This is a genomic window from Desulfomonilia bacterium (assembly GCA_036567785.1).
Lineage (GTDB): Bacteria > Desulfobacterota > Desulfomonilia > UBA1062 > UBA1062 > DATCTV01.
Map to the genome: position 1 here is coordinate 124,123 of DATCTV010000037.1, position 22,998 is coordinate 147,120.

Here is a 22,998-nt window from a genome sequence, read left to right on the forward strand (position 1 = left end):
CGGATACTCTCAACGGGCCGTTAAGGAACCTGACGAAGGCATCTGCCGTCACTCCATATTTAAAGGCTGTTCCAAGATCATTTGAAAAGGCTTGCGGCACCCGTTATCTCGATTCTGGCGGATCCGCTGAAATCAACACGCAGGAGCTTGGATTCACTGTCATAGGTGAAGCCTGACCCCTCGGTCAGAATCTCGCCGTTCCGTACGACCGTTTTGCAGCCGTTTACATAAATATCCGCCGTTCCGGGCATCGATGTTTCGCCTATTTCAATCGTTATGACGCCGTCTTCGTTCGATGAGTTGATTCTGCAAACGCTTTCACCGGTGTAATAATCAAAAGAAGAGATACCTGAGGCGGCAGGGAAGAATTCGATCCTGATGCGGGGTTCCCAATCCGGCGTCCAGGTGTTATTGGCCTTGAGTATGTCCCCTCTCGGTATTATCGCACCTTCTTTGGCAAAGACGGGGATGACGCCGATGGGCGCGTCCGCCTTTACGAACGACCTGCCTTCATATATCGATGACCGGTCGTTGTAATCTATCCACCTGCCTTCGGGAAGGTAGACATCCCGGCTCCTGAGACCGCATGCCGCCACAGGGGCGACAAGGAGTTCGCTTCCATATAGGTATTCGTCCCATTTGTCATGAACGCTTTCATTTTCCGGGAAGGCGAGTGCCAGTGCCCTCATAACCGGCATGCCTGTTGTTACTGCCTGATGCATCATCGAGCGCGTATAAGGTATGAGGTCGTGGTGAGTGGCGGCAGAGGCCCGGGTTATATCGAGAAGTTCGTCGTCGAAATTGTTGAAAACGGTTTTTTCCCACAAATTGCGGTTGGGTCCGATCATGACTTCCATCAGCGGCGAATAGGCGCTGAATTCAAGCCATCTGGCGAAGAGCTCTTTTGTGAAAATAAGCCCGCCGATATAACCGCCTGTATCCGACCCCCAGAATGGATAATTTATCATGCCGCTTCTAAGACCGTTCTTGATGGATGCCCTAAGGCCTGCGAATGTCACATCCGTGTCGCCGTTCCACAGAACCGAGTAAGTCCTGCACCTGTCATAGGCGCTTCTGGCCAGCATTACTTGATCGCCGCCATTTCTTGCGGCAAGCCCTTCGGCACAGAGTTTGTGGAAATAGTATGTGACCTCGTTCTGTACCGTGAGCGGCATTTCGCCTTCTTCGCCCCTGTCGATTTTATAGCCCTTCACTCCCATGTTTACTAAGATATCCAGTTTCGATCTGAACCAGTCATAGACCTCTGGCTTTCTTACATCCGCGGCCGGCCATGGTTCGCCGTATCCGTCGAACAGCCATCCGAGCGGTTCAGCCTCCTCATTCAGTCCATTCAGGCAGCGGTTGGTTACCCAGAGAAGGAGGTTGTAGCCGTCTGCGCGAAGGCTCGAAATCATTCCGGAAGGATCAGGGAACGAGGAATCGAAATCCATATTTCCCCAGCCCATTTCGCCGGTGCCATAGGGCCTGTCTATCCAGATGGCGGAAGCGTGGATCCTGTTCTCCCTCAGATTCGATGCGGTGCTGAGCACGCTGTCCTGTGCATTTGCAAGGCCTCTGTCAAAAAGTCCCGGATGGTCGTCGTCCCGCCACCAGAAGGAACCGAAGGCCCACAGCGGAGGCATGACGGAAGGCCCTGCAATTTCATTGTAGGTTCTCAGCATGTCTGCGTATCCGGGACCGTAGATGATGTGATACTTGAGCTCAGGTGCGTCGAACGAGAACGATGTTCTGCCGAGCTGTGCGAGAGTGAAATGCCCCTTTGCAAATGTCTCGGCATATACAGCGTATTTTTTTGAGGTCATGTAAAACGGTGCGCGGCCGTTGCTGAAATTGACATTTTGCTTGTCCCTAACGCCCAGCATGTCCGCGCTGACGCCTCGGTTGTCTAGTCCTCCTCCGAACGCGTATTCCCACAGTCCGTAATAATGCTCGCCCATATCTGCGAATGTCTGCGTGATGCGGCTGGCATCATGAGCTTTTATCATTATTTCAATGCGGTCCGGCGTCACGAAATCAAACCTTATAGTGGCGATTTGCGAGCCGTCCGCTGAAAGGCCGGTTTCCAGGAAATCTATGCCGGTATTCAGATTGACGACGTCGGAAGCGGCGATCGATTTCTGAAACAGGAATGCGCTCTGCGTGTTTCTGAGAATCAGTTCGCCGCTCGCCTTCTCCGTTATCTCATAGGAGAACGGGCCTGAAAAAACGTCCAGCCTCAATTTGTCGCTCTCGATAGTCCCTGCAAGCTGGCCTTTCCTGCATCCCTGGATGGAAAAAAGAAGAGCGGAAATAATCAGAATTGCAAATATAAAGTATTTTCTCATATTAATTCTCCCCATAATAAATGCAGCAACGGCATATTATCCATACAATGGCCCGTGAGTTCAAGGCTTTTATCGGTTGTGGCCCGCTCCCGGAATCAACAAGGGCTTCTGGCTTTTTCATTAAACTTCTGCATTTTGCAAATTGACTTGACTTATAAAAATTATAGGGGTTATTTATTGTCATCTGGTAATACCAGTTGCCAGCATGTCATAAATCAAAAAGGAGAGAATCATGTCGGATTATAATGTCATTGTGATCGGGGCAGGATGCGGTGGTCTTTCCGCAGGGGCTCAGCTTGCAAAAAACGGGCGCAAGGTGCTTGTCCTTGAGCAGACCGAAAGGATTGGAGGATGCTGCTCCACCTATGAACAGGAAGGATTCAGGTTCGATATCGGCGCATCCATCGTGGAGGCGCCGGATCTGCTCAACAGGGCATTCGGAAGATTAGGGACAACCCTGGAGAAGGAGGTAGACCTGATCGAATGCGATCCGATCTATACGGTCATTCTTCAGGATGGAAGCAGGATAACAATACCTAAATCGATGGCCGGAACCGAAGATGCTATCCGGGCCCACGAACCGGACGACGTTGAAGGCTGGCGTAAATACTCGACACTCATGGACAATTTCAGAAACACCCTGAACGATTTTTTCACAAGCCCGGTCCTGACGCTTTCCGACATGGGAAAAATCATTAAGGATTCGCCCGCCATGCTGAAATACGGTTCGCTGTTCATTTCCAGCTACCAGGATGTTTTGAACAAGTACTTCAAGAACGAAAAGGTCAAGGAATCGATGGCATACCAGACCTTCTTCATCGGCCTGCCGCCGGAACTTGCTCCCGGCATATTTGCTGTCATTCCGTTTCAGGAGCACGACGGTCTTTATTACGTTCGAGGCGGCATGATAGGCATTCCCGAGGCACTCAGGCGCTGCGGGGAAAAGGAAGGCATGGAAGTAAGGCTCAAAACCAAGGTCAAGAAGGTCATCATACGCAACAAACGAGCTGTGGGCGTCAAACTCGAAGACGGCACCGAGATATCCGCGGATGTCGTGGTCTCCGACATAAACGCCAAGACATTGTACCTCGAGATGATCGGCGAAGACCAGCTGCCGTGGCTTGCCCGCATCGGCATAAAGAGCTACGAGACCGCCATTGCGGTGCCGATGCTCTATCTTGGCGTCAACTATACGCCTCCGCTGAATTCCCATCACACGCTGGTTACGGTCCCGATGGAAGAAATGAACGATTTCTGGTGGACAGACTACCGCACCGGCGGATTCACCAGGCGCCAGTTCGCCATCGTCAGCTGGACTTCCCAGTCTGACCCGAAACTTGCACCCAAAGGAAAACATGTGCTCATCCTGACGCTTCCGCCTTCGTTGAGAACATGCGGAAACAGGTCCTGGGACGAGGCCAAACCGGAAATGATAGAAAAATACATTGATTATTATTCAAAGCGTGCCATACCCGGGTTGAAAGAACATGTGGACGTGGCTGAGCTGGCAACTCCCCTCGACTTCGAACGCAGGCTCGGCACCCCTGACGGCGCCATATACGCCCTCAGGCAGGATATGCTGAATGAAACGGTGCTGCGGCCGGCTGCGAAATCGAAATCTCTCGAGGGCCTTTATCTGGTCGGCGCGTCAACACATCCCGGAGGCGGTGTACCGACGACTATCGCTTCAGGAATAATAGCAACTGATCTGATTGAAAAATACGAGAAAAAATAGTGTTGAGTGGTCAGAGGTGAGTTAAAATCTAAAAAGCAATCATACTAAAAAAGGAGATAGCGGATGAAAAAGATTATATATCTGGGCATTATCGGTGCAGGAGTTTACGTATATTCGACCCTCACGGAATCCAAGAAACGATTCATAAAGGATCTCGTCAGACAGGTGCCGTATCTTGTTCCCCGCTATTTCGTATAAGGCGGGTACGCTATGGCAGACTATGATGTAATCGTGATTGGCGCGGGCAACGGCGGCGTATCTTCAGGTGCATTGCTTGCAAAACAGGGCAGGAAGGTTCTGGTTCTCGAACAGGGCAGGAGTATAGGCGGCTGCTGCTCATCATTTAAAAAGGAAGGCTATACCTTTGACGTGGGTGCCTCGATTGTCGAGGTTATAAAACCAATTGAATTGGCCTTTGCGAAGCTCGGCACTACGTTTCAAAGAGAGGTTGACCTTATAGAATGTGATCCTGTCATGACCATCATCGACCGTGACGGCAGCAGGATTACCTATCCCCGTTCAATCGAGAAGACGGCTGAGACTATATCGGCAATTTCTCCATCGGACGGCAAACGCTGGCGCCAGTTTGTCAGGCTGATGAGCGAATTCACCGATGTGGCGCTGAACGCATTCTTTACCGAGCCTGCCGATTCTCTCTCGGACATGGCGAAGATGTTCGCCAAGGACCCGAGATTTTTCAAGTTCATTCCCCTGTTCATGAAGAGCTATCAGGACATTATGGAGAAATATTTCAAGGATGAGCGGATCCTCAAGACAATGGGATATCAGTCTCTATATTTCGGCCACCCGCCTGCCATGATACCTGGCATGTTCGCGCTTATCCCATATACCGAGCATATGGGCGTCTATTATCCAAGGGGCGGCATGATACAGATACCGGAGGCCTTCAGGCGCTGCGGCGAAAAGCTGGGCATGAATGTAAGGCTGAATACGCTCGTAAAGAAAGTTCTTGTCAGGAACAGGAAGGTCGAGGGAGTCATGCTTTCCGACGGGACTGAAATCACTTCAAACCTGGTGGTTTCGAATATCAATGCAAAAACCCTTTACCTCGACCTGATCGGCGAAGAGCACCTGCCGGGTCTGGTGAGAAAGGGTATTAAAAGCTACAAATACTCAAAGGGGGTACCCATGATATATGTGGGGCTGGATTACAAACCGCCGCTCGATTCCCATCACAGCCTCATTGCAGTGACACCTCAGGACGTCAACGACTACTGGTTCAACAACGTCGAAAAAGGGATACTGCCTGAAAACAATTTCGGATTAATCTGCTGGCCCACGCATGCGGACAAATCCCTTGCACCCGAGGGCCATCACGTACTGAACCTTATCCCCGAAGGGTTTTACCGCCTCGACGGTACGAACTGGGATGAGGAAAAACCGCGCTTTGTCGAACGTACGCTTAAGGCTCTGGACAAATTCGCCATCCCGGGCCTGATGGATCATATAAAGGTTATCGAGTGCACCTCGCCGCTCGATTTCGAACGCAAGCTGCTTTTGCCGGAAGGTTCTATCTATGCGCTTCAGCAGGATTTGCCTGCGGCTGCGGCGTTCAGACCCAATGCCCGTTCCAGGGCGATAAAGGGGCTTTACCTGACAGGCTCGTCTGCGCATCCGGGCGGCGGAGTTCCGACAACAATCGCTTCGGGATATATTGCATCTAATCTTATAGAGAAATACGAACAGTAAGGAAGAAAATGAAAGAACTGCTTAAACCGTTAAAGACCGAAAGCCTCAAGGAGGTGTTCATTTCGCGATTCGAGGGACTCATACTCTCAGGCAGATTGTCCATGGGGCAAAAGCTCCCGTCAGAAAGGGAGCTTGCACTTCAGCTCGGCGTAAGCCGTCCCGTCGTGCACGAGGGTCTTGTCGATCTTGCGACAAAAGGCCTGGTATCGATGAAGCCCAGGGCAGGCGCTGTTGTAAACGACTTCAGGCGAGAAGGCTCCATCACGCTTCTCAATTCGCTTCTCAACTATCATCAGGGAAGGATAAGCCCCGAGATTCTTGAGGGCATGATGGAAATGCGCAAGCTAATCGAAATGGAAACCGCAAGGCTTGCGGCTGTCTACCGTACTGATGAGCAGTTATCAGAGCTGATCGAACATGTAAGGAATGAGTCGCGCATAATGCCTTCAGATATTGATGCATTGACCGAAGCGGACTTCAGATTTCATCATCTGATAGCATTGGCCTCATCAAACGTGATATATCCTCTATTCCTCAACTCGCTCAAGGAGGTTTATACAAACCTTTCCGGCGTATTTTTCGGGGGCGGTAGTGTGGCTGAGGTCGTTTTCGATCTGCACGCCCGTATGCTCAAGGCCATCGGGAAAAAGGATGCAGACGCAGCGGTCAAGGTAATGAAGCGAATTCTTGACCACGGTGAGGAGCGGCTTAAGGCCGCCCTTAAGATATAAGGAGGAATTTATGGCAAGTGCAGCGGTTCAGAGCAAATACAGGATCAAAGAGCCTAAAGGCTTATCACCGAGAATCACATGGCTCAGGGATTATTTCTTCAATGGCGTGAACAGGGCCTGGAACAACGAGTACACTGCATGGACCACGGGCGAACCCTGGGATATTCAGTATAATGAGCTCACCTATTACATAGTCCCAGAGACGTTTCCGTTCCTTCAGACCTTCAGGGCCTCGTATAATCAGGTAGCAAGGAAGGTGGCGCTGCCCAATGACTTCTGGAAAATGAGCCTGCCGGAACGCAGGGCCTGGTTCAACAGGGAAGTCGTCGTGAATTATCTGCCTCAGGAGATCCTGCCCGGCGATCTGCTCGCTGGCTCACGCTTCAACATAATCACATCCATGTGTCTGACTGAGGCGCAGAACAAGGCGCGCGATAAAAAAATATTCGGTAAAAACGGCGCACGCGCCCGTATGAAATGGTTCCACGATCACGGCTATGGCAATGCAGGCGCAACATCGGGACACCTTATTCCAGGCTACGAGCGTCTGCTCAAAATCGGATGGAAAGGTGTTAATGCGGATTTGAGAACAAAGTACGACGAGCTTTCTGCTTCAGATAAAAAAGGCAGAAAGGGCGCACAGTTAAGGGCCATGATTATCGCTTCCACAATGGCTCGCGACCTGGCTGCGAAATATTCAGAACTCTGCACGAAGCTTGCCGCTGCCGAAAAGGACTTCAGGCGAAAGAAAGAGCTCAACACCATGGCGCAGAACCTCAAAATAGTCCCGTGGGAACCGCCTCAGGATTTCTGGCAGGCCATGATGGCGCTCTGGCTCAATCACATGCTTGTCATGAGCGACGAGAACTATCCCGGCCCGGGTGTCTCCTTCGGAAATCTTGACAGGATACTGGCCCCCTTCTGGGACAAGTCAATAGCTCATGGCATGGACCGTGAATTCGGCAAGGAGATCATGAAATGCATGTGGGTGCATGCCAATACCGCTTATGACGGAATGATACGCACCGGCGGCAACCAGGGTATAACAGCAGGCTTCGGACAGCTCCTTACACTTTCGGGCATCGGTCCTGACGGCCGGGACATGACCAGCGACATTACCTGGGCCATACTCGAAGTCATAGACGAAATGACGCCCATACTCGAACCAAAGCCCAATGTCAGGCTGCATAGAAACACACCTGAAGAGCTTCTGGACAAGGTCATAGACATGATAGAAACAAGCCAGGGTGCGCCGTTCCTGCTCAATTTCGACGAACGCTCCATGGCCGGAATGATTCTCGAAGGCAAAAAGGCAGGCATTACCCACCTCATCAATGAGACCAACGTAAACGAATATGCGCCGGTCGGCTGTCTCGAGAATACCATGGTAGGCAATGACCGTTCCGGTACGGTTGACAACAACCTCAACCTTCTGAAAGCCGTTGAGCTTACCTTTACTGGCGGCAAAGACCTGCTTCAGTTTACCGACCCTATCACAATGATACCTCAACCCATTACGCAGGACGGCCCCGAAACACCCGACCCCCGCACGTTCAGGACATTCGATGAGTTCTGGGATGCCTTTGTCATCCAGATGAAGTATATCATCGCCAAATGCGTAGAAACCTATGAGCTTTCCGAGGAACTGCGCGCGAAGTACAACCCTACGCCGTATCTTTCCTGTCTGGTAAAAGGCTGCGCGGAAAAAGGCCTCGATGTGACCCAGGGCGGAGCGGAGATCAACTTTACCACGCTGGAAGCCGTGACCTATGCAACGACGGTCGATTCGCTGCTTGCGGTCAAATATCTGGTTTTTGACAAGAAGGAATGCACTATGGACGAACTCATCAGAGCGCTCAAGGATAACTGGGCGGGCTATGAGGTGCTTCAGGCAAAGGCGAAATACAAGGCACCCAAATACGGACGCGATGACGACGAGGCCGATGCCATGGCCAGAAAGGTCATGGACCTCTGGTGCGGCGAGACCTGGAAATACAAGACAGCTTCGACAGGCCGTCAGTTCCGCCCGGGTATGCTCAGCTGGAACTACTGGGTGGGCGATGGCTATGTCATGGCCGCAAGCGCGGATGGAAGGCCCAAGGGCCAGTTCCTCTCAAACGCGATCTGCCCGTCCAACGGCGCAGATACCAAAGGCCCTACATCGAACACGAACTCTGTCGGCAAGGCTCTCGGCGGCAAATCAGCCGACGGCGACTGGGAAGACTACCTTAATGCCTTGCCCAACGGTGCAAGTCATACGATCACATTCAACCCCTCCGTGCTCAAGGACCCGGAACACAAGGCAAAATTCAAGGCATTCCTGAGGGCCTACGCCGAAAACGGCGGGACCGCACTGCAGATAAACATGCTCGACCCCGATATGCTGAAGGACGCACAGAAACACCCGCAGGACTACCGCCACCTGCTCGTACGCGTCACGGGCTACAACGCCTACTTCACAAGCATTGGCCGCGAATTGCAGAACGAAGTCATCGAACGCCTCAGCCACTGCAAGTTCTAGGGGCAGACAATGCCGACAAAAACTCCACTTCCCCCAACCCCCTCCTGTCCAGGAGGGGGCTATGTGTTGATAATAATTCGCACGTCGTGCGAATTATTATCAACGGGCTGCCCTCTTGCCCTTGAGGGCAAGAGGGGTGGGAGATGGGGTGCAAGGATCGCATCATGACTAAGGGAACGATACTGGAAATTCAGCGCATGTCCACTGAGGACGGGCCCGGAATAAGGACGACGGTATTCATGAAGGGGTGTCCATTGTCGTGTATCTGGTGCCACAATCCGGAGAGCATATCCATGAAGCCTCAGGTGCACTGGGTGGGTTCGCGCTGCATAGGCTGCAATATCTGTATAGATGTCTGTCCCAATGATGCCCTGAAAAAAGGTGTAAAGGGAATTGAAATTGACCGGGGTATCTGTAAAGGATGCGGGACATGCGCGAATGAATGCCCTTCGACCGCTATGGAACTGCTTGGCCACGAGTGGGAAGCGGACAGGCTGGTGGATGAGCTAATAAAGGACAGGGCATTTTTCGAGACCTCTGGCGGCGGGGTTACAATATCCGGCGGAGAGCCTACGATGCAGGCTGGGTTTGTTATGGAAGTGCTCAGGATGCTCAAGGAAAAGGGCATTCATACGGCGCTTGATACCTGCGGGCTGTGTAAAGAAGAAACGATTGCCGGGCTGCTGCCCGGTGCCGATCTGGTGTTGTTTGATCTGAAGGTCATGGATTCGAAGCTTCACAGGGAATTTACCGGAGCGCCCAATGAAAGGATACTGGAGAGCCTTCTTTATATAAGGGATGTAATGAAGAAAAAAGGCTCGCCGAAAGAGCTCTGGATAAGAACCCCTATTATTCCCGGTGCGACCGATAATGAAAAGGTGATTAAAGAGATTGGACGGTATATAGCGGCAAACATAAAGGATGTCGTTACACGCTGGGATCTGTGCGCTTTCAATAATCTGTGCAGGGATAAATATACGAGGCTCGGGCTTATATGGAAATATCACGATTCAAAGCCGCTTAGAAAGGAAACCATGGAAAGGCTTGCCGAAGAGGCAAGACATTCGGGTGTCAGGCCGGACATTGTACAGTGGAGCGGTGCAACGCGGCTCGAGGAAGAAGAATAATCATTAGGAGGGTAAAATGAATAAGGTGACTGCGTTTACTGAAGAAGATATGAAAGCTTTCGAACCCGAAGCCAAGCTCGGCTTCATTGCAACGGTTAATCCCGAGGGCCTGCCGCATATAACGCTTATCACCGCAATACGCGCCAAAGACGAAACTCATCTGATGTGGGGCCAGTTCACGGAAGGGCAGTCTAAAAAGCATGTGCTTGATAACCCCAAGACCGCATTCGCCATACTCAACCTCGAGAAAAACCTTTGGCGAGGCAAGGCGCTCTATACATATAAAGTTACAGAAGGCGAGGATTATGTCCTGTTCAACAACCAGCCCATGTTCCGCTACAACTCGTACTTCGGTATTCATACCGTCCACTACATGGACCTTGTGGAGACGACAGGAAAAGAGCCGCTCAAGCTTGCCGCGATAATTGCTTCGTCGATGCTTACGCTTGGCAAGAAGGCTTTTGCCTCGACCGGCATAAAGGAGCCGATAATGAAGCCTTTTGCTGTCAATCTTTTCAACGGCATGCAGACGGTCAAGTTCATATCATGGATAGATACCGACGGTTTTCCGAGGCTGACACCTGTATTGCAGGCGCAGGCCCCTGACAGCAGGAGGCTCGTGATGGTTCCGATTGCTTATGGTGACGAGCTGAAGGAAATTCCCGAAGGCGCAGATGTGGCGGTTTACGGCGCATCGTTCAGTATGGAGACATGCCTGGTACGCGGCAAATATCACAGAAAGCCCGGCATAATTCCGGCAGTAGAGATAGACCTGAACTGTGTTTATAACTCAATGCCGCCGAATGCGGGGCAGATTTATCCGGAGTTACCACTGACACCGGTCACTCAGTTTTAATTCCGCTTCCCATTCGGGCGCTTCCGAAGTATGTCGGCTTTAATGATTATCATCTGGAAGTATACTAAGTGATACCTTCTGACGCGAATCGGTTGATAAGATAGAAAATCAAGAATGAATGAGAGCATCTCATTCCATGAATTGTACAGCGGAGCATTCGTGAGGCAGCAGTGGGCATCATTCAGGAAATCGATTACCCCTGTCTGTATAACTACTTATTGAGCAGGTCTTCCGGGATATGACATAAGGTGGCTGCCTGTTCTATACAAAACAGGATTGTATCTGTGAAGGAAGGGAATCGACTCCTGGTTTGCTGGCCTGACTCATGACGACGTTATGCTTTTGGATAATTGTTTTTAATTTTTATTTCAAATAATTAATTGCTAATCATTATTTTAATTTGATATATTCAAAGGAGTTCTACAGCCCATGGATCCCTTAATCATATTTTGATTAAGGGATCTTGGATTACTGCAGGGCGGATCGGGTTGAAGACAGCAACATCAAATTGCATGTAAGGTGTATACCATAAGATTTAATTAAAAGGAGGAAATCAATGGAGGAGAAAAGGAAATATCCCAGACGCAAGCTCGGCTGTCCGGCATTGTTCAAGGGATGCACCGAAGCGCCTGAGAATGTCCGCATCCGCGATATAAGCAGAGGCGGCCTTTTCATAGAGACATTGAACCCGGCAGACCACGGAGAAACTGTCCACCTGCATATCGACAAATATCATATGGGCATGGACATGGGAATAATGGGCACCGTGGTCAGGCCCGTACCCGAACACGGTATGGGTATACAGATATTCTCCACGACCAATGACGACTTTCTGAGGGATTGGCTCTCCAGATAGAGAACACTCACTTGTGCCGGGCTTGCCCCGGACTGCTGCTACTCAATGCTCATTCAGCGAACGCCTGAAAATTTCTGCCTGCCGCAGAATGCCCACCCTCCCAGATACGCCCAGCTTCCTGCCTATTTTCTCCAGGTGCTTCTTGACGGTGATCTCACGTATTCCCAGCGATGACGCGATCTGATTGTTAGTATATCCGAGCGGCAGGAATGAGACTATCTGCACCTCACGTTCAGTGAGGCTGTATTTATTCAAATAGCTGAATGGATCGGTTTGATGCTGTTTGAAGTTCACAACGACAGAGCCTTGAACCGGGTAGGCGCTGCATGTGAGGCCGTACATCTCGAAGACAATGTTTTCCGGACAGGACCTTGCTTTATCTTTCTCTTTAACATTGAGCAGTCCGGTATGAGCGATCCATTCTCTGACTTGAGGAATAATCGTTTCCCTCCAGTTCGGGCCACAACGTGTTTTAAGCAGGCTCACAGCATTTCCGGTCCATATGACATCGCACAGGTTACTGTCGAAGAGCGCCGCGCTTACATGGCCCTTATCCAAAAGATCCCAGCAGCCGGCCTGTTTCAGAGTGTTTTCCTGCATACGGGCCAGTGAATACGCCCAGGAGATGAAAACGGGTGACAGCCCCTGAACGAAAGCCACATCATCTTCGGTAAAGGGTTTCTCCGGATCATTCCGGTAGAATCCTATGTGTATTTTGTGCCCGTCGGTTCTCGCCACAGGCATGTGCATATCATAGTATGCGCCGGTGGCCTCTTCCATGACGGTCTTCATGGCCATGTCCTGCTCGTTGGTGGGATCGATGAAGTCATGTGACCTTAAGACCTCACCAAGGACTCCTCTTTCTATTATTGATCTCCATCTGACCTGGGGTCTTGTGGACAGATGCAGCTTCTCCCAGTCGCATTTGCAACCAGAGCTGAAATACACCCTCTCCATGTCGTTGGTTGTGCTCGCATAAAAGACAGCTGTCCAGTCGATCTCGATGTAATCCGCCAGAGTGTATCTGATGAGTTCCGGGGCGTTCTCGAAATCTTCGAGGGTGGACAATCTCCTGTTGAGTGTTTGAACAGCTTTTTGGAATGCATTATTTTTAAGGAGGAATTCCATGCGGTTGTTTTCCGCCAAGGCTTCAACGGTCGGCTTGCCGTTCAAACAGGGCTGCCATGCTGGTATCTCATCGCATAAATTGATGGCCTTGGAAAGTATTTCGGTGCGGCCCAGCGCATGCAGCTTTTCCCCTATCCTTAAGAGATGCTTACGCACGGTGATCATTTTTATGCCAAGCCCCTCAGCCACCTGGGAGGTTGTTTTCCCGGCATAAAGACCCTCCAGGATCTCGATCTCTCTTCTGGTGAGTCCTATATTCGAAAGCGGCGAGAAATCACCCGATTCCCTCATGAGATTGAGTGCCACGAGTAACACCCTGTTTCCCGAGTTATCTTCGAAAGGATATGCGCTGCATGAGACAGTGCCGGTCCGCGTGTCGAACTCCGTGCTCCTTTCACCTTCCCAGGCCGGACTCTGGTCTGTCAGGCAGCATCCTTCGATCCATGACATCAGGGTAGCCGGGAGGGCCCTCACATTTTCGCATTCGAAATGTTTGCAGAGGAAGTCCGATGTCTGAACAGGAAGGACAACAACCTTGAGACTGCTGTCCAGCATGATGTAGCGGCAATCCGAATTTTCTTTCGACGAGGAAAGCAGCAGGTCGCCCCGGGCGGATATCCATGAAGAGAGGAGAGACTTTCCGCTCAGGGTCAAAGGCGGCGCAAGAATCTTAAGTGTTTCTGCATCAACACCGTCAAATGGCTCGTGCTTCCTGAACATGCTCAGGTGAAGCCTGTATCCCATACTTGCGGCAAGGACAAGATGGATGGAGTGGCGCATCCCGCTGTGATGTTTTATCAACCCGAGCGCATTCTCATCTCCTTCGCATCCTGGGCCTTTCATTTCCTGACTGAGGAAGATGTCGCCGGCCTCCCCCCTGTAAAGAATGGACGAATGTATATCTTTTGCTTTAATGTTCGGAAATATCCTGTCCCATGGCAGCGGCCAATCTCCACTGCGGAGCAAAGTAGGCGAAGAGTCGTTGGCGCCCGAGAAGAAAACGCAGAGCTTGTCGAATTCGATGGCCCTGCTGATGACTGTTGCTATCCGTTCGGGATAATCCCCAATCTCAGATATTGCTGCAAGTTCTCTGTGGAGGTGGAGGATGATGTCGGCTGATACTGAGCTTTTTTCAGTTACAGTCTCGTTATTCTTCATGAACCCCTCCTTTTCAAAAAAAATGATATGCCATATTCCCAGTATAACTAATAATTATATAGTATATCACTATAATATTAATATAAATAATTATATTACATAGCAGTACAATATTAAATGAATCAATCTTGCAATCTGGTAAAAGATAAATGATGAATCCACTGCTAATAATTTCAGTTCATTATATCAAAGAATAAATTATGACACCCGTTAAAAGGTGACTTTTTATGTGAAACAATTGCCGGGTTCGACAGGTGCTTCAGTTTGAAGCGATAATTTTTATCGCAATAATTGTCAATCGGAGCAAAAAGTGTTATTTGTTTTAAGACGTTTTGCTTGAAGTTGGTTTTATAAAAGGAGGTTATCTTATGGGAAAAAGATTTTATGTTTATCTGTCAGTTACGGTCTTTGCCCTGGTAATGCTTTTCTCAAGCTGCTCTTCAACTGATTCCTCGGACAGCCAGGGAACATTTGAGGATGCCTCGGGTCCGGGGTCGGGGGAGGAAACCACCATCAAGGATATCAGTGGTGTCTTCGCTAACCAGGGTATCGAGTTCGTCACCAGCAAAACCGTTCAGGACCCGCAGACAGGAAAGGCGTATACCGGGTATCTGGGGAAATACACCGGGAAGACCTCGTGCGGATGTTACCATGGGTATGCAACTCCCAAAGCGGGAAATATTGATGCCAATGGTTACCCGATCGATTATACGGACAAAAGCAAGTGGAACTGCCTGAAGAAAGTGCGGGACAGTAAGGGGAACGTCACCATGGTGGACGCCTGGGTCACGGATGCCCCGAAATATTGTCTGGTCCTGAGCGGGACTCCTTATACCATGGGATATCAGGAAGGTTTCCTGCGCCCCGAGGGGACGCTGGCCATGACATCCACTTTTCTCAAGGAAGCCCTTTTTTCTCAGTTCGGGCTGCTGGGGATCTCGATTGACACCACTGATCCTATTACGGATGAGATCTTCGCCTGGTTCTGGAAGAATCTCGAGAAAATGGTTCTGGCGGAGAAGGCCCGTACCGATAGGGCAATTGCAGGAAAACGCAACGATCCGAGCGCCATACCGCCCAGTGTTCTGGAGGAGGTTCAGGGGATTGCGGATGGGGCCACCGCCGGTTTGAAGGCTATCGGCCGCACAGAGAAGGTAACTTTTAATGAAGTTTTTGCCATCAGTGAAGGGATTGACGCCCTCTTCGCCTATGTGCTCAAATTCATCTTCAACCCGAGCCTGGATGCCGAAACACTGCAGCAGATAGCTGATCTGCTGAAAATACTTCTCAACAACGGCGGTAAACTGCTTGCTAACGGCAATTTCGGCACTGATGAGATACAGGTCACCCCTGACCTTAAGGTTCTCTTTCCCAAGCGGCAGGCCAATCCTCTGATACGTTTCGGCTGCAACGGTTTCATGGTGACCGGCAATCTTACCAATGACGGGAAAACATACCACGGCCGCGATTTCATGTTCACCACCGGAGGGGTCTTCCAGGACGAGTCTGCCATGGTGATCTACCTGCCGGCGAGCGGATATCCCTTTGTCACGATAAACTCCCCTGGTTTTGTAGGGCAGATGGTGGGGATGAACAGCCAGGGTGTTTCGGTTGGTGTGGACATTTCCCTTTCCGGCGCCGTATCCAAAGAACCCGGTGTAGGCTGCCTGATCGTCAACCGTGAACTTCTCAACAGCTGCGCCACGATCGATGAGGCTGTGGCGCGTTTCAGGCAATTCAAGCGCGGCGTTCCATGGGATTATATGGTGGCTGATGATACGCCAAGCGCACAATACGGCAACTCCGTGGTGTTTGAGGCTATCATGAGCGATCCGGCCTGCAATGGCTATGATCAGTTGCCCTGGCTGCTGCGGACAAAGATCCAGCCATATATCAAAAACCTTAAAAACTCCGAAGACCAGAACAGCGATGACTTTAACGCCGACGGCAGCATTCGCAGCGGAACCATGCTGCGGGGTGCGAAATGGGTCTTCCCTGATGCTTTCAAACAGACCATCGATGCGGCCAAGACACCGGACCTTTCCGATCAGGAAAGCTATCTGAAATGGTATGGCGAGGGTGGCGGACCGAATGGCAGTGAATATACCTTTCCGGATCAGTTCGAGTCGGACGATGATATTATTGTTGTTACTAATGAATTTCTGATCCCTCGTATGCGCATATCCCAGTTCGAGTCGATAGTCCAGATGGGGTATGTTTCGGGCGCTCTGCCTGAAATGGTATGGCGATATCAGTACTGCCTGCAGCTCATTCTGGATCAGAAAAACTCAGGCAACAAGATCGACTTCTTCGGACCCGGCGATTATCCGGCTATAGGGACTGCCGGCTGGATCATCGACTTTTTAAATCCCAACGATGTCTTCAGCCCCGATAAGCCGCATGCATGCTCATTAGCTCCTGACGGCTTCAAATTCAAGCCTTCGGTAAAACAGAATGACTTCTATGTACCCCGTTTCCGCGATGTCGATGGCCTGCATGCCATCATGAACAATACGGATAAGGTCATGAAAGGCCTCTACGGCTATCTTCCTGATCCATGGGTGGGGGCTGACCTCAAGCAGTTTATCGCATGGTACTACGGCAAATCATGAAACAAAAAAGATTCAAAACGCGGGTCCCGGGAACTCAGTTTCCGGGCCTGCGGTTAAGTGGTGGAAAAACGGATTTCCTGGGTTCTCAATCTGCCGGGACAGTATGCGCTTTACTGATGTTAATCAAATTTATTTTTTAATCACCATCATATTATCGGCGCCTTTTAAAATCATATATTCAGTAGGACGAAGCTCAAAAGAAACCCCTGCAAAAAGAGGGTCTTTCATAATCCGTGCTACAAATTCAGATGTCTTGAAACTGAGGTTAATAAGCGGATAGATTCTTATTTCCTTTGATGTAACACGCAGGATTTCCTTAATGATGCTGACATGAGCATCATAGTCAATATGGTTGTCGTAAATAAAAAGCAGGTGGGAAACTAGCGAGACAGTGAAATTATCCCTCACTATGAAAGGCGTATACGGAAATTGTGCATCCAGATAGCGCCAGCGGTTATTCTTGAAATCTTCAAGAAACATTTCGTAGGAGCTTTGTCTTGCCTGTCTCAAATGCTCGAAATCCGCTATCGGTTTGCCCCAATTGAGCATGTGCGAAGCCTTTTCAAGGTTCTTGATCGAGTATTCGATATCTTCCTCGCACTTTCTGGCAAGCTTGTAGTGATCGAATGCGTATATGGGATCCACTGACATAACATCAAATCCTCGCTCACCCGCTTCATATGTAAACGAACTTACACCGCCCCCTACATCAAGAATTTTTTCGGCAGAAGGTTCGAACTCATCCAGAAGGAAAATGCTGTTGTATTCGAAAAATCTTCTCCCTACTGTTACAATGTGGTCTAACCTCAGATAATCAAAAGGCTGAGGCTCAAGGTTGAGACCTTCGAAAATATCGGGGGCTTCATTCGTGTCCTTTATGGTCTCAGTCTCAATTTTGGAGCCAAACGGCCAGATTTTATGCGGTAATTTCATTTTCATCGATCAGCCTCTGCCCGAATATTGAACACATTTTATCCGATGTAGTAAAGGAAATTAACAGAGTCACTGGAAACCTCATAAACCCTTGCAGAGATGAATCAGATTTTTTAGCGTCACAGGATATAAAGGATATATCTTTTTCTTAACCGGCAGTTGCAAATATTTTCTCAACATGTGGATTGAACTGAAAAGAATTATTTATGACACGCTCTGATTTTTCCGATAATAATGGCGATGTTAGTCGATATTAAAACACTATTTATTGTTCAGACGGCGTTTTTTATTTTTCTTGGCTGTTTCATGTATCTGTTCTGGCTGGGGCAGAAAACCTATAAGGGTTTTGTCGAATGGATGATTACTGTCATTCTTGCTGCTGTTTTCTGCTTGCTGTATACCCTCAAAGGGGTTGTGCCGGATTTTGCGAGCATTATCGTAGCGAATGCAGGGATTTCCGGCGTCCTTATATTCAGGCTTAAAGGGACGAAAAGATTTTTCAGCCGCCCTGATATCAACCCTGCTTTCTGGTTTATTCCCATTTTGGTACTGTTTGCAGAGCTGTACTTTTATCTCTTTGATGACAGTCCGGTCATACGTTCGCTGTTTGTGACTATTGCCGTTGTTTTCATTATGGCCGCGATCGCAAGGGAATTTTATATCAACCTGAGTCAGGACAGCAAATATCTCAACATCGCGCTTGTAATTCTTTTTGTCATTTATGGCGGCCTCTTTTTGTGGCGCGGGATAAGCGTTCTGCCAATGAAGGGTTACACCCTTTTTTCCAATACGATTCTGCAGTCAGTGTTCTTTCTTGCAGTCCCTCTGTTTGAAACGGGCGTAAATGTCATTTTCATGATGCTCAACAGCCAGCGCACCCAGAATAATCTCAACAAGGTTCAGGAAAACTTGAGCCATACAATCAATAACCTGAATAAAAAGCAGGAAAGCCTGGGTTACACAATCAGCGATCTTCAGAGATTTCTCGACGAAAAAGAAAAATCTGAAATGGCTTTGAAGGAGAGCGAAGAGCGCTATCGAAGTCTTATCGACCTTTCTCCTGACGGGATTGTCGTTCAGAGGGACGGAAAGATACTGTTCATAAACCCTGCAGCATTGAGGCTTTTCGGGGCAGGTAATGCGGACGATCATATCGGCAGGGACATTCTTGATTATATCCACACAGATGATCATGCTGCGGTCACTAAGCGTTTAAAGGAATTCAATCATGGGGATATATTGCCTCCTCTTGAGGTCAAATGTGTTGATGTCAAAGGAAATGCCGTTAATGTGGATATCTCTATGGGAAAGCTGACCTTCCACGGAAAACCGGCAATAGTCAATATCCTTCATGACATCTCGGATAGAAAAACTGCGGAGAGGGAAAGGCGCAAGATAGATGAACAGCTTCAGCAGGTTCAGAAGCTTGAGAGCCTCGGAGTTCTTGCCGGAGGCATTGCCCATGATTTCAACAATCTCTTGATGGCGATTGTCGGCAATATAGATATCGCACTAATGAAAATACCCGAGGATTCTGATTCGGTGAAAAATCTTCACTCTGCCCAGAAAGCCTGCATGACGGCAAGCGATCTCTGTTCTCAGATGCTGGCCTATGCGGGAAAAGGCAGAATTGCCGTCAGACATGTCAATATCAACGGCCTTATTAACGATATGAAAAACATGATTTCGGTATCCATCTCAAAACGTGCAACCATACAATATTCGCTGATGCCGGATCTCCCGGATATCGAGGCCGATGCGCCGCAGATGAATCAGGTGATAATGAATCTTCTTATAAACGCTTCTGAGGCCATAGGTGACAGCAACGGTTCAATATGGTTACGGACCGGTTTTATTAACGGAAGGGATATAACCAAATCGGACCTGATAATGAGCGAAAACATAACCGAAACGGATTATGTGTTTCTTGAAATTACAGACTCCGGCTCAGGAATGGACGCCAGGACAAAAGAAAAAATATTTGAGCCATTTTTCACAACCAAATTCATGGGCAGGGGACTGGGCCTTTCCGCCATACTCGGCATAGTCAAACGTCAGAACGGGGTTATCAGGCTGCAAAGCAGTCCTGGCGAGGGAACTTCTTTCTGCCTTTACTTCCCGGCATTAGAACAGTTTGAACTTGAGACCGTAACCGAACAGATAGAAACCAGTATAAAATGGCGCGGTCAGGGGACAGTCCTTCTGGTCGATGACGAAGAAAACATCATAGATGTAGGCATGAAGTTCCTTGAATCAATCGGATTTAATGTCATGACAGCTTTGAACGGTTATGATGCTTTAAATATCTACAAGGAAAATTCTGAACTGATCAGGCTGGTAATCCTTGACCTTACTATGCCTGTAATGAATGGAATCGAGACCGCCACGGAGATGATTAAGATTAAAAGTGATGTGAAGATAATCATATCCAGCGGCTACAGTGAAGATGTGGTGATGAAATCCTTTGAGAAAGGTACTATCGCAGGGTTTATTCAGAAGCCTTACAAGCTGCAGAAGCTTGTCAATGTAATAAGTACGATAATGCAGGAACCGGAACAGGAACAGGCCATTCCCTGATTCATGGCGGCAGGCTGGCATCAGGCCTTAGTGAACGCATGATCGTCTCCGGGGAAATAAATCCCTGCTTTCCAATAAAATATCGCATCGGATTTAAGAATAAATTATACTTGATGCCAGGGTTTTGCATGCAGGTATTCCTTCATGAATAGAAAGGGGAATTATGTATGAAACAGAATGAGCCGCCTTTCTGGAGCCTTTCAGATGTTGAGTTATTGCAGCAGCTTGAAACAACAAAGGAAGGATTAACCGGAGATGAGGCGGCGAAACGACTCGCATTTCATGGTTCAAACCTCCTGAAACCGCCGAAGCCTACGGACTGGCTTACCCTTCTCATTTCCCAGTTCAGGAGTCCCATCATTTTGATGCTATTTTTTGCAACAGGGCTGTCGTTTTTTTTGCATGATCCTGTTGACGCCTTTATCATTCTTATCATTATTCTTGTAAGCGGATTGCTCGGATTCTGGCAGGAACGTGATGCGGCAAATGCAGTTAAAAGGCTGCTTGCCATAGTTAAAATTAAGGCTTCGGTCCTTCGCGATGGAAACGTTAGAGAAATTCCTGTTGAAGAGATTGTTCCCGGCGATGTCGTTATCCTTCATGCAGGTGATATTATCCCGGGTGACTGTCTGATTCTTGATTCAAAAGATCTTTTTATTGATGAGGCAATGCTGACAGGTGAAACTTTTCCTGTGGAAAAAAACGCAGGGGTGTTACCGGCGCTAATGCCGCTGGGACAAAGGACAAATGCGCTCTGGATGGGAACGCACACAGTTAGCGGAAACGCTTCCGCTGTTGTTGTAAGCACGGGCAGGGAAACCGAATTCGGCAAGGTGTCTGAACGGTTAAAACTCAGGCCGCTTGAAACTGAATTTGAGCACGGTATAAGGCGCTTCGGTTTTTTTCTTATGGAGGTCACATTGGTGCTGGTGGTGGTCATATTCGCCATCAATGTGTACCTGGCGAGACCTGTCCTGGATTCATTCCTGTTTTCCCTGGCCCTTGCCGTAGGTCTTACTCCTCAACTGCTGCCTGCTATCATCAGCATCAATCTGGCCCATGGTGCAAAACGCATGGCTCAAAAAAAGGTGATCGTCAAACGTCTTGCTGCAATTGAAAATTTCGGCAGTATGAACATAATCTGTTCCGATAAGACAGGTACGCTGACCGAAGGCGTTGTGCATCTGCAATCCACCCTTGATGTCGATGGCGCTCACAGTGAAAAAGTCCTGCTGTATGCTTATCTGAATGCCTTTTATGAAACAGGCTTTCCCAATCCTATCGATGACGCAATACGAAGCCATAAACAATTTGACCTGACCGGTTACAGAAAGCTTGACGAAATTCCGTATGATTTTTTCCGTAAACGTTTAAGCATTCTTGTTTCCAACGGTGATAAGCATGAGATGGTGACAAAAGGTTCGCTATCGGAAATACTTGCTGTCTGTTCGAAATCTGAAACCGGGGGTGGAAAAATTGTTGAAATCGCCCAGGTGCAGGAAAAAATCAGGCAGAAACTGGAAGAATTCAGCAACAAGGGTATGCGTACCCTGGGTGTGGCCTGTAAAGACATCGGAACCGGGTCATCAATAACCAAGGCCCATGAAAAGGACATGACTTTTCTGGGCTTTCTGGTGCTTTATGATCCTCCCAAAACCGGTATTATTAAAACTGTTGCAGACCTGAAAAACCTGGGAGTTTCGCTGAAAATCATAACAGGTGACAACCGCCTGGTAGCTGCCAGTGTAGGAAACCAGATGGGATTATCGGATACAAGGATAATTTCCGGCCCTGAGCTCGGCCAATTGAGTGATGCCGCGCTCCTTAAGCGCGTGGCTGATACGGATGTCTTTGCCGAAATCGAACCCAATCAGAAAGAGCGTATTATCCATGCATTCAGAAAAGCAGGGAATGTGGTGGGTTATATGGGAGACGGCATCAATGACGCTTCCGCACTCCATGTCGCAGATGTCGGCATCTCGGTCGAAAGCGCCGTCGACGTTGCCAAAGATGCGGCTGATATCGTTTTGCTCGAAAAAGACCTGGGAGTTCTTGTTCAGGGGGTACGTGAAGGAAGGACCACGTTTGCCAACACGCTGAAATATGTGTTCATGGCGACCAGCGCCAACTTCGGAAACATGTTCAGCATGGCCGGTGCTTCTCTTTTTCTGCCGTTTCTGCCTTTGCTCCCCAAGCAGATTCTGCTCACGAACCTCATGACTGATTTTCCCGAGATGACCATCGCCTCCGACAGGGTGGACGATGAAATGGTGGACCAGCCCAGGCGATGGGATATCAAGTCCATCCGCAGGTTCATGTTTACCTTCGGAATAGTGAGTTCGGTGTTTGACTATATTACATTCGGTGTTTTGATGTTCATTCTTCATGCGAATCCCAAAGAATTCAGGGCTGGCTGGTTTGTCGAGTCTGTTGTTTCGGCGGCGCTGATCGTGTTGGTTGTGCGCACTAGAAGGCCTTTTTTTAAAAGCAGGCCCGGAAAATATCTCTTCATGGCAACGCTTTCAATTGTTGCAATGACACTGATATTGCCCTTTACAGTTCTTGGAGATATTTTCGGGTTCAGCCGCCTGCCTGTTTCGTTCCTTCTGACAGTGGGTTTAATTACCATATGCTACATCATAACAGCGGAACTAACGAAAAAGATATTCTACAGGAATGTAACATTTTAAATATGAACAACATCAGCTG

14 protein-coding genes are annotated in these 22,998 nt (G+C 49.0%); 11 read left to right on the plus strand and 3 right to left on the minus strand.

Translation table 11 applies throughout. The annotated features are described in order from the left end of the window. Nucleotides 1-77: 77 nt before the first annotated feature. Complete coding sequence (locus VIS94_11280) at nt 78-2,345, minus strand: TIM-barrel domain-containing protein (GenBank protein HEY9161656.1); 2,268 nt, start codon at nt 2,343-2,345, stop codon at nt 78-80. A 232-nt stretch (nt 2,346-2,577) separates the two neighbouring features. Between VIS94_11280 and VIS94_11285 the strand changes: the two genes are divergently transcribed. From VIS94_11285 to VIS94_11320, 8 genes are all read left to right on the plus strand, one after another. Beyond that, the gene (locus VIS94_11285) at nt 2,578-4,080 is read left to right on the plus strand and encodes an NAD(P)/FAD-dependent oxidoreductase (protein ID HEY9161657.1); all 1,503 of its coding nucleotides are present in this window, start codon (nt 2,578-2,580) and stop codon (nt 4,078-4,080) included. Between the two features lie 63 nt (nt 4,081-4,143). Continuing rightward, nucleotides 4,144-4,278, plus strand: a complete 135-nt coding sequence (locus tag VIS94_11290) for a hypothetical protein (protein ID HEY9161658.1) — start codon at nt 4,144-4,146, stop codon at nt 4,276-4,278. 12 nt (nt 4,279-4,290) lie between these two features. Beyond that, nucleotides 4,291-5,790 (plus strand): NAD(P)/FAD-dependent oxidoreductase, encoded by a 1,500-nt coding sequence (locus tag VIS94_11295; GenBank protein HEY9161659.1) that lies wholly within the window; start codon nt 4,291-4,293, stop codon nt 5,788-5,790. Nucleotides 5,791-5,798: 8 nt separating this feature from the next. After that, nucleotides 5,799-6,521, plus strand: coding sequence for a FadR/GntR family transcriptional regulator (locus VIS94_11300; protein ID HEY9161660.1), 723 nt, complete (start codon nt 5,799-5,801; stop codon nt 6,519-6,521). A gap of 10 nt (nt 6,522-6,531) precedes the next feature. After that, the gene (locus VIS94_11305; GenBank protein HEY9161661.1) at nt 6,532-9,042 is read left to right on the plus strand and encodes a pyruvate formate lyase family protein; all 2,511 of its coding nucleotides are present in this window, start codon (nt 6,532-6,534) and stop codon (nt 9,040-9,042) included. Nucleotides 9,043-9,185: 143 nt separating this feature from the next. After that, the gene (locus tag VIS94_11310) at nt 9,186-10,169 is read left to right on the plus strand and encodes a glycyl-radical enzyme activating protein (protein HEY9161662.1); all 984 of its coding nucleotides are present in this window, start codon (nt 9,186-9,188) and stop codon (nt 10,167-10,169) included. A gap of 16 nt (nt 10,170-10,185) precedes the next feature. Beyond that, complete coding sequence (locus VIS94_11315; GenBank protein HEY9161663.1) at nt 10,186-11,025, plus strand: pyridoxamine 5'-phosphate oxidase family protein; 840 nt, start codon at nt 10,186-10,188, stop codon at nt 11,023-11,025. Nucleotides 11,026-11,581: 556 nt separating this feature from the next. Then, complete coding sequence (locus VIS94_11320; protein ID HEY9161664.1) at nt 11,582-11,881, plus strand: PilZ domain-containing protein; 300 nt, start codon at nt 11,582-11,584, stop codon at nt 11,879-11,881. Nucleotides 11,882-11,923: 42 nt separating this feature from the next. Here VIS94_11320 and VIS94_11325 read toward each other — a convergent pair whose 3' ends face one another. After that, complete coding sequence (locus VIS94_11325) at nt 11,924-14,167, minus strand: helix-turn-helix transcriptional regulator (protein HEY9161665.1); 2,244 nt, start codon at nt 14,165-14,167, stop codon at nt 11,924-11,926. A gap of 368 nt (nt 14,168-14,535) precedes the next feature. On the opposite strand from VIS94_11325, the gene VIS94_11330 reads away from it, so the two are divergent. Continuing rightward, nucleotides 14,536-16,779 (plus strand): carcinine hydrolase/isopenicillin-N N-acyltransferase family protein, encoded by a 2,244-nt coding sequence (locus VIS94_11330; protein HEY9161666.1) that lies wholly within the window; start codon nt 14,536-14,538, stop codon nt 16,777-16,779. Between the two features lie 129 nt (nt 16,780-16,908). Here VIS94_11330 and VIS94_11335 read toward each other — a convergent pair whose 3' ends face one another. Continuing rightward, the gene (locus VIS94_11335) at nt 16,909-17,718 is read right to left on the minus strand and encodes a hypothetical protein (protein HEY9161667.1); all 810 of its coding nucleotides are present in this window, start codon (nt 17,716-17,718) and stop codon (nt 16,909-16,911) included. 300 nt (nt 17,719-18,018) lie between these two features. Here VIS94_11335 and VIS94_11340 point away from each other — a divergent pair, with 300 nt between their 5' ends. Then, on the plus strand, nt 18,019-20,289 hold the full coding sequence (locus VIS94_11340; protein HEY9161668.1) for a response regulator: 2,271 nt from the start codon (nt 18,019-18,021) through the stop codon (nt 20,287-20,289). Nucleotides 20,290-20,456: 167 nt separating this feature from the next. Further along, nucleotides 20,457-22,979 carry a magnesium-translocating P-type ATPase gene (gene mgtA / locus VIS94_11345; GenBank protein HEY9161669.1) on the plus strand — a complete coding sequence of 841 codons (2,523 nt, stop codon included), beginning with the start codon at nt 20,457-20,459 and terminating at the stop codon, nt 22,977-22,979. Nucleotides 22,980-22,998 lie beyond the last annotated feature (19 nt).

Excerpts from the sequence above, each read along its gene's own strand:
- VIS94_11285 (HEY9161657.1), top strand. The coding sequence starts at position 2,578 with ATGTCGGATTATAATGTCATTGTGATCGGGGCAGGATGCGGTGGTCTT.
- VIS94_11325 (HEY9161665.1), bottom strand. The coding sequence starts at position 14,167 with ATGAAGAATAACGAGACTGTAACTGAAAAAAGCTCAGTATCAGCCGAC.
- VIS94_11330 (HEY9161666.1), top strand. The coding sequence starts at position 14,536 with ATGGGAAAAAGATTTTATGTTTATCTGTCAGTTACGGTCTTTGCCCTG.
- VIS94_11320 (HEY9161664.1), top strand. The coding sequence starts at position 11,582 with ATGGAGGAGAAAAGGAAATATCCCAGACGCAAGCTCGGCTGTCCGGCA.
- VIS94_11335 (HEY9161667.1), bottom strand. The coding sequence starts at position 17,718 with ATGAAAATGAAATTACCGCATAAAATCTGGCCGTTTGGCTCCAAAATT.
- VIS94_11300 (HEY9161660.1), top strand. The coding sequence starts at position 5,799 with ATGAAAGAACTGCTTAAACCGTTAAAGACCGAAAGCCTCAAGGAGGTG.
- mgtA (HEY9161669.1), top strand. The coding sequence starts at position 20,457 with ATGAAACAGAATGAGCCGCCTTTCTGGAGCCTTTCAGATGTTGAGTTA.
- VIS94_11340 (HEY9161668.1), top strand. The coding sequence starts at position 18,019 with ATGTATCTGTTCTGGCTGGGGCAGAAAACCTATAAGGGTTTTGTCGAA.
- VIS94_11280 (HEY9161656.1), bottom strand. The coding sequence starts at position 2,345 with ATGAGAAAATACTTTATATTTGCAATTCTGATTATTTCCGCTCTTCTT.
- VIS94_11305 (HEY9161661.1), top strand. The coding sequence starts at position 6,532 with ATGGCAAGTGCAGCGGTTCAGAGCAAATACAGGATCAAAGAGCCTAAA.
- VIS94_11315 (HEY9161663.1), top strand. The coding sequence starts at position 10,186 with ATGAATAAGGTGACTGCGTTTACTGAAGAAGATATGAAAGCTTTCGAA.
- VIS94_11310 (HEY9161662.1), top strand. The coding sequence starts at position 9,186 with ATGGGGTGCAAGGATCGCATCATGACTAAGGGAACGATACTGGAAATT.
- VIS94_11295 (HEY9161659.1), top strand. The coding sequence starts at position 4,291 with ATGGCAGACTATGATGTAATCGTGATTGGCGCGGGCAACGGCGGCGTA.
- VIS94_11290 (HEY9161658.1), top strand. The coding sequence starts at position 4,144 with ATGAAAAAGATTATATATCTGGGCATTATCGGTGCAGGAGTTTACGTA.